Consider the following 15,311-nt stretch of genomic DNA (forward strand, 5'->3'; position numbering starts at 1 on the left):
TCTGCTAAAAATCAAACAGATTTATTTTGTTAATACATTCTAAAAAACCAAAGGTTGATTACTTCTAAAGATATTACACATAAATATGGACTTGACTGTAGAAAATCCAATAAGAGTGTGTGTAGTTGGATTAATGAGTTAGAAAATCCAATAAAGGTGTGGTTAGTTGGATTAATGAAGTAGAAAATCCAATAAAGGTGTGGTTAGTTGGATTAATGAGTTAGAAAATCCAATAAAAGCGTGTGTAGTTGGATTAATGAGTTAGAAAATCCAATAAAGGTGTGGTTAGTTGGATTAATGAGTTAGAAAATCCAATAAAAGCGTGTCTATTTGGATTAATGAGTTAGAAAATCCAATAAGAGTGTGTGTAGTTGGATTAATGAAGTAGAAAATCCAATAAAGGTGTGTCTACTTGGATTAATGAGTTAGAAAATCCAATAAAGGTGTGTCTACTTGGATTAATGAGTTAGAAAATCCAATAACGATGGCTGCACTTCATAAAAAAGCACCTATGTATATGTCGTACTTAATTTTAATCCAATAACAGTATATAAAAATAGCAGTGAAGAATTCCTATAATAATAGGGTTTTCTTCACTGCTTTTATTTATCTATATTTAATCTAATTTCTCGTAATCAATAGGTATCCATAATTGTACTTTAGTACTTTCTTGATCAAAGTTAACATCTAGTGGGTATACTTCAACATAAAAGTCATCATGTAAATAAGGCATTTTTAATTGCCATTGATTTTCAATATGGTGCCATGCTTCACTTACGACGAAATCCAATTCGCCTTGTAAATTAAAAGTAGCAAAATGATGACTAGGTAAGTAATAGTTATCTAAATGCCCTGGATAACGATCACTTGGTACACCGACGAAAACTTCTAAACCATCTAGAAGTGGTCTTCGTATAATAAAAAGTTGATTTGGTTTAACGTCATTATACCTAATAAAATCTTCGACATATTTATTTTCAATTAACATTTCCAATAAATCCGGTACAAGAAAATGGTTATCTAATTCGCTTGCTTGATAATGATAATTTTTACCTACTAAATTTAAATCATCTTTATATTGTAAAGTATAATTTAAAGGTTCTGTTTCAGTAGCTGTAAGTTTGATAGAAACTCGATTTTTAATTTTAAGCATAGATTGATGTGTCTTTGTTTGTAGTGGGCTGATACCGTGATAAGCATTATAATCATGTGCAAAAGAGTTTGCATCACGATAACCATATTTCATAGCTATATCTAATATCCTTGTGTGTCCACTTAAAATATCCTTGGCCGCTTCGGTCATTCTTCTTGCTGATTGATATTCTAAAGGCGTCATACCTACTATCATAGTAAAAGTTTGGTTTATATGAAAAGGGGATTTATCTACATAATCGCTTAAAGTTTGTAAACTAATATCACTTAATAAATGGTCTTCTATGTAAACAATCACTCTTTGTAAATCTTTAATTACTTCCAAAGTTCAGTCACTCCTGTGGGTAGAAAGATTAATTTATATCGTCCCACCATTTAAATCCATCGACTGACAACAATAATTGACTCTTAATTGGGCCATTTGTGCCAGCTCTATAATTAGGGAATGGGGCTTTATCATTGTCCCATACATTTTGTATTACATCCACATATTTCCATGTAGCTTTTAATTCTTCCCAATGCGTAAAGTTTGTTGCATCACCTTTTAAGCAGTCAAAAATTAAATTCTCATAAGCATCAACTGTGTTCATTTTATCTTGAGCACTCATCGAATAAGAAAGTTGAACAGGTTCTGTTTCAATACCTTGAACTTGTTTTTTAGCATTTAAGTGTAATGATAAACCTTCATTTGGTTGAATGTTAATAACAAGTAAATTAGATTCAAGTTGTGAATCTCTTTGATAATATAAATTCATTGGGACTTCTTTAAATTCTACTACAACTTGTATTCCTTTTTTCTTCATACGTTTACCTGTTCTTATGAAGAATGGTACACCAGCCCATCTGAAATTATCAATTAGTAATTTACCGGCTACAAATGTAGGGGTATTTGAATCATCGGCTACTTTATCTTCTTCGCGATAACTCTTAACTTGTTCTCCGTCTATTTGTCCTCTATCATATTGTCCACGAACAAAGTTTTGCTTAACTTCTGATTCGTCTAAAGGTCTAATAGAACGAAGGACTTTAACTTTTTCATTTCTAACATCTTCACTATTTAAACTGATAGGGGGTTCCATTGCTAGTAAAGCAACCATTTGTAACATATGGTTTTGGAACATATCTTTTAATGCACCACTGTCTTCATAATATCCACCGCGATCTTCAACGCCGAGTACTTCAGATGAAGTAACTTGAATATTTGATATATATTTATTATTCCACAATGGTTCGAACATCGCATTAGCGAATCTTAAAACTTCTATGTTTTGAACCATATCTTTACCTAAGTAATGGTCGATTCTATATATTTCTTCTTCTTTGAATGAACGTCTTATTTGTTCATTTAAATCTTCAGCAGATGCTAAATCATTACCAAACGGTTTTTCAATGATAAGTCTTTTGAATCCATCTGTTTCTGTTAAACCTGAAGATTTTAGGAAATCTGTAACTGTTCCAAAGAATTGAGGTGCCATTGCTAAGTAAAACAAACGATTTCCTTGTAGTTCATATTTTGAATCTAGGTCATTCGCAAATTCTAAAAGCTCTTGATAACTTGTAGCATCATTAACATCATGGGACTGATAAAATACATGCTCCATAAATTCATCTAATTTGTTTGTGTCTTGAACATGCTTTTGAACAGAAGCTTTAATCTCTGATCTGAACTTTTCATTAGACCAATCTCTACGACCAACACCTATGATTGCAATATGCTCGTCTAGTTGATTTTGTTGATATAAATGAAAAATAGATGGGAAAAGTTTACGGTGACTTAAGTCGCCAGTCGCCCCAAATATTGTAATTAAACATGGTATATTTTTAGTTTCAGTTGCCAATTTGATTACCTCGATTCTCTGACTTTTTTATCTTTATGCAATATCATTTATTATAACATGATACTTCTTGATATTCTTCAATTTGAACTATCAAAATTATAATTGAAATATTACTATACATATTAGTATACTCGAAATTATTTTTTTATAAATATAAATTTAAAAGACGTGTTATAATAATGTCGTTAGGAGGAAGACGATGGAGATTACATTTTTAGGTACAAGTGCTGGTTTACCGACCAAAGAGAGAAATACGCAATCTATTGCCTTTAATTGCCTACCTGAAGAAAATAAAATATGGCTATTTGATGTTGGTGAAGCTACACAACATAGAATATTACATACAGGTATTAAGCTAGGTAAAGTGAGTCATATTTTTATTACACATTTACATGGAGATCATATATTTGGTCTACCTGGACTATTAACAAGTCGATCTTTCCAAGGTGGAAAAGATAAACCTCTTACGATAGTAGGTCCTAAAGGAATATCTAAATTTATAAATACAGTATTAGAAATTTCTCAATCCCACTTAAATTATCAAATAACGATTAATGAATTTAATACTGATACAGATTTAAACGTCGATGGTTTTCACATAAAAGCTTTACCATTGAAACATGGCATTTTATCAGTCGGATATAGAATTACCGCTCCAGATATAGAAGGTAAGCTAGACGTTAATAAATTGAAAGAACTCGGTATGGAGCCTGGTCCGTTATATCAAGAGGTTAAAGCTAATGAAACCTTTATTTATAACAACCAAACTTATCAGTCTAAAGATTTTAAAGGGCCAAAGAAAAAAGGTAAAGTCATCACAATTTTTGGTGATACGATGCCATGTGAAAATGAACTGATTTTAGCGAAAGATGCAGATGTTATTGTTCATGAAACAACATATATAGAAGGTGATAAGAATCTAGCTAATGATTATTATCATAGCCACATAGATGACGTCTTATCTTTAATGACTGAAGCTAATGTAAAAAGAGCATTGTTCACACATTTATCAAATAGATATGAGATAGAAGAAATCGAAGAAATTGAAGAAGAAATTAACAAAATAACACACCATAAATTTAACTTTGTTAATGACTATGAAACATATCAAGTATAAGCTCTCACGCACATAAAATAATTAAAAACGCCAATTCGTTAGTTAAGTTATGAACTAACGAATTGGCGTTTTTTAAAGAATTATCACTTTAAGATTTATCTTCATCTGCTTCAGCTAATTCTATACTTCTTTTTACAGCAGCATTTAAACAATCGGTGAAAATTGCTTCTATATCGTGATTGCTTAAAGCATTTAATCCTGCTTGTGTCGTTCCACCTTTAGATGTAATGTTTTTACGCAATTGATCCATTTTTAAGTCAGAGCGTTCTATCATTTTACCAGTACCGATGATAAGTTCTTTTATAGATTCTTCTACTTGAGACTGTTCGATACCAAGCTTAGTTCCTGCGTTAACGTATTGTTCAAATACGTGATATAAAAATGCAGGTCCGCTACCAGTAATCGCTGTTACTTGGTGTAAATGATCTTCTTTTACTTCTAAAGCAGTTCCAAATGCTTCAATTAACGTTAAAACTTCTTGTTTAGAAGTAGGGCCGAAGTTTGAAGAGAAACTAATACCTGTTACTGAATGACCAACATGAGCATTCGTGTTCGGCATAATTCTAGCAATAGGATTATCATTTTGTAAATGTTCTTTAATATAGTTTATAGGTAACCCTGCCATGATAGAGATAAATTTGTTATCTGCATTAATATGAGGTCTAATACGCTCAGCTAATTTTAGAAAGTCATAAGGTTTAGTACTTAAGAAAACATAATCAGCATCTTTTAATAACTCAGCGTCATCATAACTGTAACTGACACCTAATGAATTATGATAGTCTTCTAAAGCTCCTTGATTTGATTTATTTGTTAAAAAAATATTCTCCGGCTCAATTGATTTACTGTTAACAATACCAGTAAAAATTGCGTTAGCCATGTTGCCTGAACCATAAAAAACAATTTTCATTATTAATCACTCACTTCCGTAGGATTTCATTTTCATTATAAAGTAATTAATTTTTATGTCAAAAATGATTCGGTATATATTAATCAATTACTAGAAGGTGTGTTACCATTTATAATAATACATATAAAAAGGTGATAACTATGATAGGTAAACATTTTATTGTGACGGGTGCTACAGGTTCATTAGGAGAAAGTCTAATTCATTATTTAAATTTATACGGCGCAAAAGCTACAATAATAGTTCGTAATAAAGAAAAAGCTCAAATTTTACAAAATAAATATAATAATATTGAAGATACAATCATATTAGATTTAAATAATTCAAATGAAATTATTAATATGGGTAGTTTAAATCATAAATACGATGGCATCATAAATAATGCCGGATTAGGTTATTTTAAATCTAATGATAATCATAGTTTTGAAGATATTATGGCTATATACAACACGAACTTGGTCAACCTAATTTTATTACAAAACATATTGTTGCCAAACATGAAAAGAGGGGCATCAATTGTAAATATTGCGTCTATTTCAGGAAAAGTAACAACGCCGTATGCAAGCCATTATGCCGCTTCTAAAGCAGGTTTAATAAACTTTTCAAACGCCTTAAGATTAGAAAGACCAGATTTACATGTCTTAACGGTAAATCCAGGCCCATTTAAATCGTCATTTCATTTAAAAGCTGATCCATCTGGTTCATACAATGAATCTACTGAATTTCTACAATTGGATATTGATGTTTTAGCAAACCAAATTATTAAAGGTATGATTAATAAAACGATAGAAATAAATGAACCTAAATGGATGGATATTGGACTTAGATTTTATCAGTTAGCGCCAAGAACAATAGAAAAAATATTTAAAAAAGTTTTTTTAAGTAAGATGTAATAGATTTTTATAATGAAAACGCCTCATCCGAGAAGTAAAACTAACGGATGAGGCGTTTTATTTTAATAAGAGATATACGTTCATAAGCTAGATTATTAGTTTAAATGATTTGTATATTCTAAGTTCTTAACAATTGATCTTGCATGGTTAATTTGGTCTTCTGAAAGACTTTCATTGTAATGTTGCATATTTGTAATAAGTTGTTCTTTAGAGCTTGCACCTGTGATAATAGAACCTAATGCTTCGAATGATTTTAAATAGTTAAAAGTAACAGCTGATAGATTATCAAATTCTTCTGCTAACTTTGTAACTGTTTCTGTTAAATCATCTGCATTATATTCTAATAAACCATCTTTGAATTTATTTTCTAAAACTTTATTATATTTATCAGTCAATAAACCTTTAGAAACAGGCCCTCTAGCTAATATTTTAATATCTTTATCGTTGATTCTTTCTGTCAGAGCTTCTGGTCTATTATCTAGAAGGCTAAATTGCATCATAATTGTTTCGATATTACTATTTTCTAAATAATAATCAATGACGTTTGGTCGAATAGAAGAAATACCATATGCTCTTATTAACCCTTGTTCTTTTAACCTTTCAAACGCTTCAATAGTTTCATCTTTGTTATCTTCTATTGTACCGCCGTGTAACATATATAAATCCAACTGTTCTACGTCTAGGCGTTGCAATGTATCTTTAATGCCGTTCATTATATGCTCTTTAGAAGGGTCCCAATGATGTTCTTTTGTTTCTTTATCAAAATGATTACCTACTTTTGAGCCGATAACAATATCACTGTTATTTTGATATTTTTTCAGCAAACTACCAACTATTTTTTCATTTTCACCATAATCGTATAAATCTGCTGTATCAAAATAAGTTATTCCTTGGTTAATTGCTTCGTCAATAATTGTTTCAGCATGTTCAACATCTGTACCTAAACCCATACAACCTAAGCCAACTTCTGATATTTCTATACCACTTTTTAAAGTATTTTTTTGCATATTGAAGCTCCTTTCGCTACACTTTATATATTAAGTTTATCAGATTAATTATTTAAATGAAAAGAGGCACGCTCGAATGAAGTTAACAGAAGATACAATCAGTAAAGAATTAATTTACGAAGGTAAGATTTTTAAAGTAGAAAAACATGAAATCAAATTACCTAATGGTGAAACGAGCTCAAGAGATGTTGTCTTACATAATGGAGCTGTAGCTGTGTTAGCTATAACACCTGAAAAAGAAGTATTAGTAGTAGAACAATTTAGAAAAGCAATGGAAAAAGTTTTAATAGAAATTCCAGCTGGTAAATTGGAGATAGGTGAAGAAAGAAAAAGTGCTGCATTGAGAGAATTAGAAGAAGAAACTGGTTATATTGCAGAAGACATAGAATTAATAGGTGAAGTTTACGGAAGCCCTGGATTCTGTAATGAGAAAATAAGCATCTATTTAGCTGATAATTTATCTGAAGGAAAAATGAAGTTAGATGAAGATGAATTTTTAGATATTAAAAAATATACAATTGAAGAAGTTAAAAATTTATTGTTATCTCAAAAAATTGAAGATGCAAAAACAATGATTGCGTTTCAATATTTATTATTAAATTATAATCATTCTAAATAATACAAAGTTTTCGCTTGCTTTTTTATAAAATTATTGGTAATTTAGTATACGAAATGTTTCTAATTGATAATGATTTTATTTAAGAAAGTAGGTGTCACCGTGGAAGAACGTATTCAACGTGTAAAAGAGCAATTACACAATGCTTCCTATAAATTAACGCCACAACGAGAAGCGACTGTTAGAGTATTACTTGAGAATGAATCTGATCATTTAAGCGCAGAAGACGTTTATCTTAAAGTAAAAGATAAAGCGCCTGAAATAGGTTTAGCTACTGTTTACCGCACACTTGAATTATTAGCAGAATTAAAAGTAGTCGACAAAATTAATTTTGGGGACGGGGTAGCAAGATTTGATTTAAGGAAAGAAGGAGCGAAGCATTTCCATCATCACATGGTATGTATGGAATGTGGAGCAGTTGATGAAATTGAAGAAGATTTATTAGAAGATGTAGAAAAACGTGTAGAGAAAGAATTCGACTTTAAAATTTTAGATCATAGATTAACTTTTCATGGTATTTGCCATAGATGTAAAAAAGATTAATCTTTTAAGCTGACGTTACTAAAAGGTGTTTAACACAAATTTTAGTGATGTCTTTTTTTATGGTAAAATAAGTTCAACAATGAGGTGAATACATGGAGCAAATTATCAATGAATTTATAGATTTTATTAGATTAGAAAAAGGATTAAGCCAAAATACGATACAATCTTATAATCGTGATTTGTCACAGTATAATGAATATTTGAATGAACATAAAATTAGTCATATAGATAATATAGATCGTATCGTCATACAAAAATATTTCGCGGAATTAAAGAAAGATGGAAAGTCTTCTAAAACAATTGCGAGATTAGCTGCGACAATAAGAAGCTTCCATCAATTCGCAATTAGAGAAAAATACGCAGTAAAAGATCCAACGATATTAATAGAGACCCCAAAATATGAACAAAAATTGCCTGATGTGTTAAGTGAAGAAGAAGTGAATCAACTGTTAACATTTAGTCATATAACAAATGCTAGAGATGAGAGAGATAGGGTAATGTTAGAGCTGCTCTATGGTACTGGGGTCAGAGTAACAGAATTAATAGAATTAAAAGTTGAAGATGTTAACCTTACAATGGGCTTTATACGTGTATTCGGTAAAGGGAATAAAGAAAGAATTGTTCCGCTTGGTAAGTATTTAATGGAATTATTGCGTGTTTACATCCAAGAAGTAAGACCTAACCTTTTGAAAAAACAAGTTACAGATATTTTATTTTTAAATGCACGCGGAACTCAATTAACAAGACAAGGTTTTTGGAAAATACTTAAAAAAATTGGACTAGAGAAAGGTATTACTAAAACTTTAACACCACATACATTACGCCACTCATTTGCTACACATTTATTAGAAAATGGTGCAGATTTAAGAGCGGTTCAAGAAATGTTGGGTCATTCAGACATATCTACTACGCAACTTTACACACACATTTCTAAAAAGCAAATACGAGACATGTATTTAAATTATCACCCAAGAGCTAAAAAGGAGAATGAAAATTGAGTAAACAAAATAAAAATAATGAATCTAATAAGTACATAACACTTATTATTTTAGTTGCCTTTATTCTTATATGGGGGAGCGTATACTGGTTATTTATCGTTTAGCATGTCGATTTTCATATGCTAAATTACGACTATTAATAACTTCTGTACGATCTCTTAATAAATGATAGTGTTTAATATAATCTGATATTTGCTCATCATAATTAAATGTAAAATCATCATATGCACTTTCTAGCGCTTGATAACAAGCAGAAGTTAGAGGCAATTGTATATTTTGATATGATTTGTTTTGTTGGATGCGCAATATTTGAGAATTAACAACCGATATATATTGTGTTTTTTCTATTCCTAAATGATCGAATTGGTCATTTAGTTCTGCTATTTGTAAAGATTTTTGGTAAGTTTTAAGTGCACCTTTAACATTTCCGCGGCGATAATGGTAACAAGCCGTTGAAAATAATATTAAACTTACGATTGGGTCATTTTTACTAAATTTATCTTGTTCTTTCCAGTGTTCTTCTAAAATATCGTGACACTCAAAATAATGTCTTAACACATGGAAATGATAATGAAATTCCATAATATTTGTTTCCATCATAAATCCCTCACAGCATAGAATCTTTATACGTAATCATGTTATAATAATTTTTAGGTTTATGCACGTAAAAGGAATAGAAAAGAGGAAGTCTTAAATGTATGAAGTAAAACTCGATGCCTTTGAAGGTCCTTTAGATTTATTACTTCATTTGATACAAAAATACGAAATAGATATTTATGATATTCCAATGAAGGAATTAACAGAGCAATATTTAAGTTATATCCATCAAATGAAAATATTAGAAATAAATGTAGCAAGTGAATATTTAGTAATGGCTTCAGAATTATTAATGATTAAAAGTAAATTATTATTACCAACACCTCCATCCGATATTGATGAATTAGAAGATGACCCTAGGGAAGATTTAGTAAGACAATTGATTGAATATCAAAACTATAAAGAATATGCGCAATTGTTAAATGAAAAGAAAAATGATAGAGAACAAATTTTTGTGAAGAAGCCAGCTGATTTATCGAAATTTGAAGCTGTTCATGATAAACGAGCGCCGTTAGATTTAAATATGACAGATTTAATCATTGCATATCAACGGACTAAAAAGAGACAACGTTTTAATCAGCCACAAAATGTTACAGTTAACGAAGATTCTTATACAATTGAAATGGCAACTTCTAAAATAAGAGAAGAACTTTCAAATAAGAAAAGTTATCATTTTTTCGAAGCGTTACCACCAGATTTATCAATACCGGTATTAGTCACAATGTTTTTAGCAGTATTAGAAATGATGAAATTAAGACAAATTGATGTTTTTCAACAACATCAATTTGGAGAAATAACAATAAATCGAGGCGTCAATTATGTCAGTGAGTAAATTAGGATTATTAGAAGGATTGTTATATTCTTTAGGTGATGAAGGAATTGAAGTTAATCAATTATGTGAGTTATTAGAAATTACACCGTCACAACTTAAAGATTTAGCAAGCGAATATGAGAGAGAAACATTACAAATTATTTTTTATGGTAACAAGTGTATATTAACAGCGAAGACAATTATGCATCCATATTTAGAGCAATTAATGTTGGATAATGTAAACACAAAATTATCACAAGCAGCTTTAGAAACACTTTCGATTATTGCTTATAATCAGCCTGTTACAAGAAGTGATATAGAAGTGATAAGAGGTGTGAATTCTGATGCTTCAGTAAAAACGTTAATTGCTAAAGGTGTAATAGAGTCAAAGCATAATGAACAATCAAGAAGCCAATTGTTATATACAACTGAATACTTTTTAAATGTTTTCGGTTTAACATCTTTAGATGATTTGCCTAAGACAACAAATGATGAAAATGAACAAGAAGAAATGGATTTATTCTTTAGTAGCATGAACGAATCAGAAAATGAGGAGCAATCATAATGAGCGAAGAATTAGAGAGATTACAAAAGGTTATTGCAAAAAGCGGTTATACTTCACGTAGAAAAGCTGAAAAGTTAATAGAAGAAGGTTTAGTGACAGTTAACCATGAACGTGTAACAGAACTTGGTACTAAAGTGAAAGAAACTGATCACATTGAAGTTGAGGGGATTCCTCTTGAAATGCCAGATAAGTTATATATATTATTCCATAAACCAACTAAAGTTATTACAAGCGTTTCTGATGATAAAGGGCGCGCTGTTGTAACAGATTATTTCAAAGATTTAAAAACACGAATTTTTCCTGTTGGAAGATTAGATTACGATACTTCAGGTTTATTAATTCTGACTAATGATGGGGAATTCACAAACTTAATGACTCATCCAAGATATAAAATAAAGAAAAAATATATAGCTAAACTTAAAGGATACCTTTTAAGAGAAGAGGTTAAACAGTTAGAAAAAGGCATTAAGTTAGAAGATGGTATGACTCAACCAGCATTAATAAAAGTTAAGAGTCAAGATAGAGACCGAAATGTTACACATGTAGAAATCACAATAACTGAAGGTAGAAATAGACAAGTTAGAAGAATGTTTAGTCATTTCGGACATGAAGTAACTAAATTATCTAGAGTAGAGTACGGTCCTTTAAATTTAAAAGGTTTAAATGCTGGACAGGGCAGAACCTTGACACCGCATGAGGTTAAAGTATTAAGACATCTAGCGCAAGATGGTAAATAAGCTGAAAACGTTCACAATTATGCCACTAAACTAGTATTTAGTCATGATATACTAAACAAAACACCATAACATATTATATGTATGGTTTTTTATTGTGTTAGGGAGGATTTTTAAATGAAAAGGAAACAAAAGAAAATACTGCAAATTGTTATTACAGCTCTAATATTAATAGCAATCGTTTTTACAGTATGGTCTAGTCTTTCAAAAGATAAAGATAAAGTGGCTCAAGTAGGTGATGATGCGCCGTTGTTCGAGCTAGAAACAGTTGATGGTAAAAAAGTTAACCTTGAAGATTTTAAAGGTAAGGGAGTTTTAATAAACTTTTGGGGAACATGGTGTGAACCATGTAAACGTGAAATGCCTGAGCTAGAAAATCAATATAAAGAATATAAGGATAAAGGCGTAGAAGTAGTAGCTATTCACGTTAGAGACAATCCACAACAAATTAAACAATATTTAAGTTCATTAAAAGAAACACCAACATTTAATGTCGCTATGGATAACGATAATTTAGTTACTGATGCGTACGGTGTGAACCCACTTCCTACAACAATAACAGTTGATAAAGATGGTAAAGTGAAATCAAAACATACTGGTGAACTTTCGAAAAAACAAATCATTAAAGAGATGGAATCGGTCAAAGTGAAGTAGAGGGGGATTAAAGGTGAGTAACAGTAACAAGCAAATCGTTTGTGAGTGTGGGTTCAAAAATCCTGAAGGAACTCAGCTTTGTTTAAACTGTGGTCGATTAATTAACGACGACTACGATAAGAAAAAAACGACAGACGTTATGAGATACGATGGACAAGCCATAAGGTCTAAAACTAAAAACAGAACGTTATTGGATCGCGTTTGGAATTTCTTCGCGTCAATAAAAACAGGGGTCACATTACTAGTTATTACCGTGATTGCAGCATCAATAGGTACGATATTCCCACAAGAATATTTTATCCCAATGAACGTAAATCCCGAACAATATTATTATGAACATTATGGTTCACTAGGTTTACTATACTATAAATTAGGTTTTCATAATTTATACAGTTCATGGTGGTTTTTAATATTACTGGGCTTAGTTGCATTCTCTATCATAACTTCAAGTATAGATAGAGGCCTCCCATTACATAAATCATTAAAAAAACAACGAACTAAGAAGCATATCACTTTCTTTAAACGCCAAAGATTATACATGTCTACTAAAGATAAAGTTGATTTAGATGCATTAGGCAAATCTTTTAATGAAAAAAGATACAAAGTAAAAAGAGATGGCGATAATCTATTGCTCGAAAAAGGTCGTCTATCAAGATACGGGCCATACATTAACCATCTAGGATTAATCATATTATTATTCGGTGCAATGCTCCGCTTCTTACCTGGCTTTTATTTAGATGAGATGGTCTACATTAAAGAAGGTGAAACAAAACCTGTCCCAGGTACAGATAGAGAATATTATATGAAAAACAACGACTTTATCTATGAAGAATACGACCAAAAATCTCAATCAAATACAAATCCTGAATCTATTGATCCAAGTCTAAATAAAATAGCGAAAAATTATGAAACGAAAGCTACTTTATATAAAAATAGTAAACAGGATGTTATCGGCTCAGATGCAAACTTAAAAGAAGTTAAATCAGATTCTATCAAAGTAAACCATCCGTTGACTTACGATAATTTACAGTTTTATCAAAGTAGTTTTGATAATTCATTGCTTAAAGAAATGACGTTCAATTTAAAAACGAAAGATGGAAAAGAATTAGGTGAATCATTCACTGTTAATTTGGATAACCCTAAGAAAGAATATAAAGTAGGCAATGACTACACAGTTAAATTACGTAGTTATGCACCAGATTATGAAAAAATAGAAAATGGTGTACTAGCAACGAAAACACCAAATCCAAACAATCCTGCTTTTGTGTTTGAAGTAAATAAAAAAGGTGAGAAACCAGAATTTAGTTTCTTAAGAATTAAAGAGTCTCAAGATATTTCTGAGAATAATCAATATGAAGTAAAATTTGCTAATGCTACTAATCAATGGGCTACAGTATTAGCTGTTAAAAAAGACTTAACGCTTCCTATTCTCTTAACTGGTTTCATCATATTCTTAATTGGTTTAGCAGTTGGTTCGTATATTAACCATAGACGTGTATGGGTTAGCGCTAACGACGGTGAATTTAATATTGCCGGCCATACAAATAAGAACTATTATGGATTTAGTAAAGAAATCAATCAAGTTCTAGACAAACATAATATTCAACATATAGTTGATACAAAAGAAGATTCACATGAAAGCAAGGAGGCAAACAATGGATAAAGATTTAATATTAAATATAAGTAATATCAGTTTATATTCAGCATTTATTTTATATCTTGTTGCAGTTGTGCCATTTTCATTTTCAGTTCGTTCTTCAAAAAAGCGAGCTGAAAAGATTGGTGTAACGTTAACGATAGTAGGATTTGTGTTACAAATCATTTATTTTATAACGAGATGGATAGCAGCAGGACATGCCCCAGTAAGTAATATGTACGAATTCTTGACGATGTTTGGCATTATGATGGTAGGTGGCTTCTTAGTCATTTATTCTATTTATAAAACGCCTGTTCTTGCATTGTTCGTATTACCAATTGCAATGTTGCTTATTGCTTATGCAAGTATGTTCTCAAGAGACGTATCTCCATTAATACCAGCTTTACAATCAAGTTGGTTAGCTATACACGTTATTACGGTAACTATATCTTATGGTATTTTATCCATTAGCTGTGTAGCAGGATTAATATACTTATTAGCAGCAGTAAGTCCAAAAGAAAAATCTATACATAGTTTCTTTGTTGAAGTCATTATGTATTTCGTTGTTATTGTTATTGGATTTATTTTAACGACTGTTGTCATGAAAGATATCGCTGGTTATGATGACACTTATTTCTTTATTGATAAGAATGATAGTAATTCAGTGCAACATTATCATCTTCCAGCTTTTGTTACACAACAAGATAGTTTGCTAGTTGATCATGTATCCGGTAGTGATTATGAACCTAAAGAGCGTACAGATATATTAAAATGGTCTAAAATTGAACTACCTGCAGTTATTAATGCTCAAAAATTAAACACTGTAATATGGTCTATTGTTATAGGTACAATCCTTTATGGTATACTAAGATTGATTTTCAAAGGTCGAACTTTATTTAGCTTAATAAAACCATTAACCAAACGCGTTAATTTATCGCTTATGGATGAAATAGGTTATCGTTCAGTTATAATCGGTTTCCCCTTATTTGCTTTAGGCGGTATATTATTTGCTAGTATTTGGGCACAGATGGCATGGAGTAGGTATTGGGGTTGGGACCCTAAAGAAGTATGGGCACTCATTACATTCTTGTATTATGCAATATTCCTACACTTAAGATTAGGTAAAGGCTGGGAAGGCAGAAAATCTGCTTGGCTAGCAGTTGGCGGCCTTGCTATCATTCTATTTAATGTAATCGCAGTTAACTTAATCGTAGCAGGATTACATTCTTACGCATAATATTGC

The 15,311-nt window shown here is 30.8% G+C and carries 16 protein-coding genes; 11 read left to right on the forward strand and 5 right to left on the reverse strand.

Translation table 11 applies throughout. The features are described from left to right. Positions 1–616: 616 nt before the first annotated feature. Together CD135_RS12375 and zwf are read right to left on the reverse strand one after the other, a co-directional pair. Positions 617–1,477: a helix-turn-helix domain-containing protein gene (locus CD135_RS12375; RefSeq protein ID WP_064211255.1), complete on the reverse strand. Its 861-nt coding sequence runs from the start codon at positions 1,475–1,477 to the stop codon at positions 617–619. Positions 1,478–1,505: 28 nt separating this feature from the next. Further along, on the reverse strand, positions 1,506–2,990 hold the full coding sequence (gene zwf, locus CD135_RS12380; protein WP_016999129.1) for a glucose-6-phosphate dehydrogenase: 1,485 nt from the start codon (positions 2,988–2,990) through the stop codon (positions 1,506–1,508). A 199-nt stretch (positions 2,991–3,189) separates the two neighbouring features. Between zwf and rnz the strand changes: the two genes are divergently transcribed. After that, positions 3,190–4,107 carry a ribonuclease Z gene (gene rnz / locus CD135_RS12385; protein ID WP_016999130.1) on the forward strand — a complete coding sequence of 306 codons (918 nt, stop codon included), beginning with the start codon at positions 3,190–3,192 and terminating at the stop codon, positions 4,105–4,107. Between the two features lie 88 nt (positions 4,108–4,195). On the opposite strand, the gene proC is transcribed toward rnz, so the two are convergent. Then, on the reverse strand, positions 4,196–5,017 hold the full coding sequence (proC, locus tag CD135_RS12390) for a pyrroline-5-carboxylate reductase (RefSeq protein ID WP_016999132.1): 822 nt from the start codon (positions 5,015–5,017) through the stop codon (positions 4,196–4,198). A 140-nt stretch (positions 5,018–5,157) separates the two neighbouring features. On the opposite strand from proC, the gene CD135_RS12395 reads away from it, so the two are divergent. Then, the gene (locus CD135_RS12395) at positions 5,158–5,907 is read left to right on the forward strand and encodes an SDR family NAD(P)-dependent oxidoreductase (protein WP_016999133.1); all 750 of its coding nucleotides are present in this window, start codon (positions 5,158–5,160) and stop codon (positions 5,905–5,907) included. Between the two features lie 95 nt (positions 5,908–6,002). Here the strand turns inward: CD135_RS12395 and CD135_RS12400 are convergent, their stop codons facing one another. After that, positions 6,003–6,914 (reverse strand): aldo/keto reductase, encoded by a 912-nt coding sequence (locus tag CD135_RS12400; protein ID WP_103269564.1) that lies wholly within the window; start codon positions 6,912–6,914, stop codon positions 6,003–6,005. 76 nt (positions 6,915–6,990) lie between these two features. On the opposite strand from CD135_RS12400, the gene CD135_RS12405 reads away from it, so the two are divergent. The 3 genes from CD135_RS12405 (at position 6,991) to xerD (ending at position 9,071) form a co-directional block, all read left to right on the forward strand. Beyond that, the gene (locus CD135_RS12405) at positions 6,991–7,533 is read left to right on the forward strand and encodes an NUDIX hydrolase (protein WP_103269565.1); all 543 of its coding nucleotides are present in this window, start codon (positions 6,991–6,993) and stop codon (positions 7,531–7,533) included. A 99-nt stretch (positions 7,534–7,632) separates the two neighbouring features. Then, complete coding sequence (fur, locus tag CD135_RS12410; RefSeq protein ID WP_103269566.1) at positions 7,633–8,073, forward strand: ferric iron uptake transcriptional regulator; 441 nt, start codon at positions 7,633–7,635, stop codon at positions 8,071–8,073. A gap of 92 nt (positions 8,074–8,165) precedes the next feature. Beyond that, positions 8,166–9,071: a site-specific tyrosine recombinase XerD gene (gene xerD, locus CD135_RS12415; protein WP_103269567.1), complete on the forward strand. Its 906-nt coding sequence runs from the start codon at positions 8,166–8,168 to the stop codon at positions 9,069–9,071. A 93-nt stretch (positions 9,072–9,164) separates the two neighbouring features. Here xerD and CD135_RS12420 read toward each other — a convergent pair whose 3' ends face one another. Next, complete coding sequence (locus tag CD135_RS12420) at positions 9,165–9,671, reverse strand: DUF309 domain-containing protein (protein WP_228064608.1); 507 nt, start codon at positions 9,669–9,671, stop codon at positions 9,165–9,167. A gap of 94 nt (positions 9,672–9,765) precedes the next feature. Between CD135_RS12420 and CD135_RS12425 the strand changes: the two genes are divergently transcribed. From CD135_RS12425 to ccsB, 6 genes are all read left to right on the forward strand, one after another. Next, entirely contained in the window at positions 9,766–10,500 is a 735-nt protein-coding gene (locus tag CD135_RS12425) for a segregation and condensation protein A (RefSeq protein WP_016999140.1), read from the forward strand. Continuing rightward, positions 10,487–11,044: an SMC-Scp complex subunit ScpB gene (scpB, locus tag CD135_RS12430; protein ID WP_016999141.1), complete on the forward strand. Its 558-nt coding sequence runs from the start codon at positions 10,487–10,489 to the stop codon at positions 11,042–11,044. Before CD135_RS12425 ends, scpB begins: the two co-directional genes overlap by 14 nt. Then, entirely contained in the window at positions 11,044–11,781 is a 738-nt protein-coding gene (locus CD135_RS12435) for a pseudouridine synthase (protein ID WP_016999142.1), read from the forward strand. Before scpB ends, CD135_RS12435 begins: the two co-directional genes overlap by 1 nt. A 114-nt stretch (positions 11,782–11,895) precedes the next feature. Further along, positions 11,896–12,432, forward strand: a complete 537-nt coding sequence (resA, locus tag CD135_RS12440) for a thiol-disulfide oxidoreductase ResA (protein ID WP_016999143.1) — start codon at positions 11,896–11,898, stop codon at positions 12,430–12,432. Positions 12,433–12,445: 13 nt separating this feature from the next. Beyond that, a complete protein-coding gene (gene resB, locus CD135_RS12445; RefSeq protein WP_016999144.1) occupies positions 12,446–14,095 on the forward strand; it encodes a cytochrome c biogenesis protein ResB in 1,650 nt (549 codons plus the stop codon). Beyond that, positions 14,088–15,305, forward strand: coding sequence for a c-type cytochrome biogenesis protein CcsB (gene ccsB / locus CD135_RS12450; protein WP_016999145.1), 1,218 nt, complete (start codon positions 14,088–14,090; stop codon positions 15,303–15,305). Before resB ends, ccsB begins: the two co-directional genes overlap by 8 nt. The last annotated feature ends 6 nt before the right edge of the window (positions 15,306–15,311 follow it).

Origin of the sequence: Mammaliicoccus lentus, from assembly GCF_002902755.1 — a bacterium.
Taxonomy (GTDB): domain Bacteria; phylum Bacillota; class Bacilli; order Staphylococcales; family Staphylococcaceae; genus Mammaliicoccus; species Mammaliicoccus lentus.

Bases quoted from the DNA above. Each gene is read 5' to 3' on its own strand.
- CD135_RS12405 (WP_103269565.1), top strand. From the start codon at position 6,991: ATGAAGTTAACAGAAGATACAATCAGTAAAGAATTAATTTACGAAGGT.
- proC (WP_016999132.1), bottom strand. From the start codon at position 5,017: ATGAAAATTGTTTTTTATGGTTCAGGCAACATGGCTAACGCAATTTTT.
- scpB (WP_016999141.1), top strand. From the start codon at position 10,487: ATGTCAGTGAGTAAATTAGGATTATTAGAAGGATTGTTATATTCTTTA.
- rnz (WP_016999130.1), top strand. From the start codon at position 3,190: ATGGAGATTACATTTTTAGGTACAAGTGCTGGTTTACCGACCAAAGAG.
- CD135_RS12425 (WP_016999140.1), top strand. From the start codon at position 9,766: ATGTATGAAGTAAAACTCGATGCCTTTGAAGGTCCTTTAGATTTATTA.
- ccsB (WP_016999145.1), top strand. From the start codon at position 14,088: ATGGATAAAGATTTAATATTAAATATAAGTAATATCAGTTTATATTCA.
- CD135_RS12435 (WP_016999142.1), top strand. From the start codon at position 11,044: ATGAGCGAAGAATTAGAGAGATTACAAAAGGTTATTGCAAAAAGCGGT.
- CD135_RS12420 (WP_228064608.1), bottom strand. From the start codon at position 9,671: ATGATGGAAACAAATATTATGGAATTTCATTATCATTTCCATGTGTTA.
- resA (WP_016999143.1), top strand. From the start codon at position 11,896: ATGAAAAGGAAACAAAAGAAAATACTGCAAATTGTTATTACAGCTCTA.
- xerD (WP_103269567.1), top strand. From the start codon at position 8,166: ATGGAGCAAATTATCAATGAATTTATAGATTTTATTAGATTAGAAAAA.
- CD135_RS12395 (WP_016999133.1), top strand. From the start codon at position 5,158: ATGATAGGTAAACATTTTATTGTGACGGGTGCTACAGGTTCATTAGGA.
- CD135_RS12400 (WP_103269564.1), bottom strand. From the start codon at position 6,914: ATGCAAAAAAATACTTTAAAAAGTGGTATAGAAATATCAGAAGTTGGC.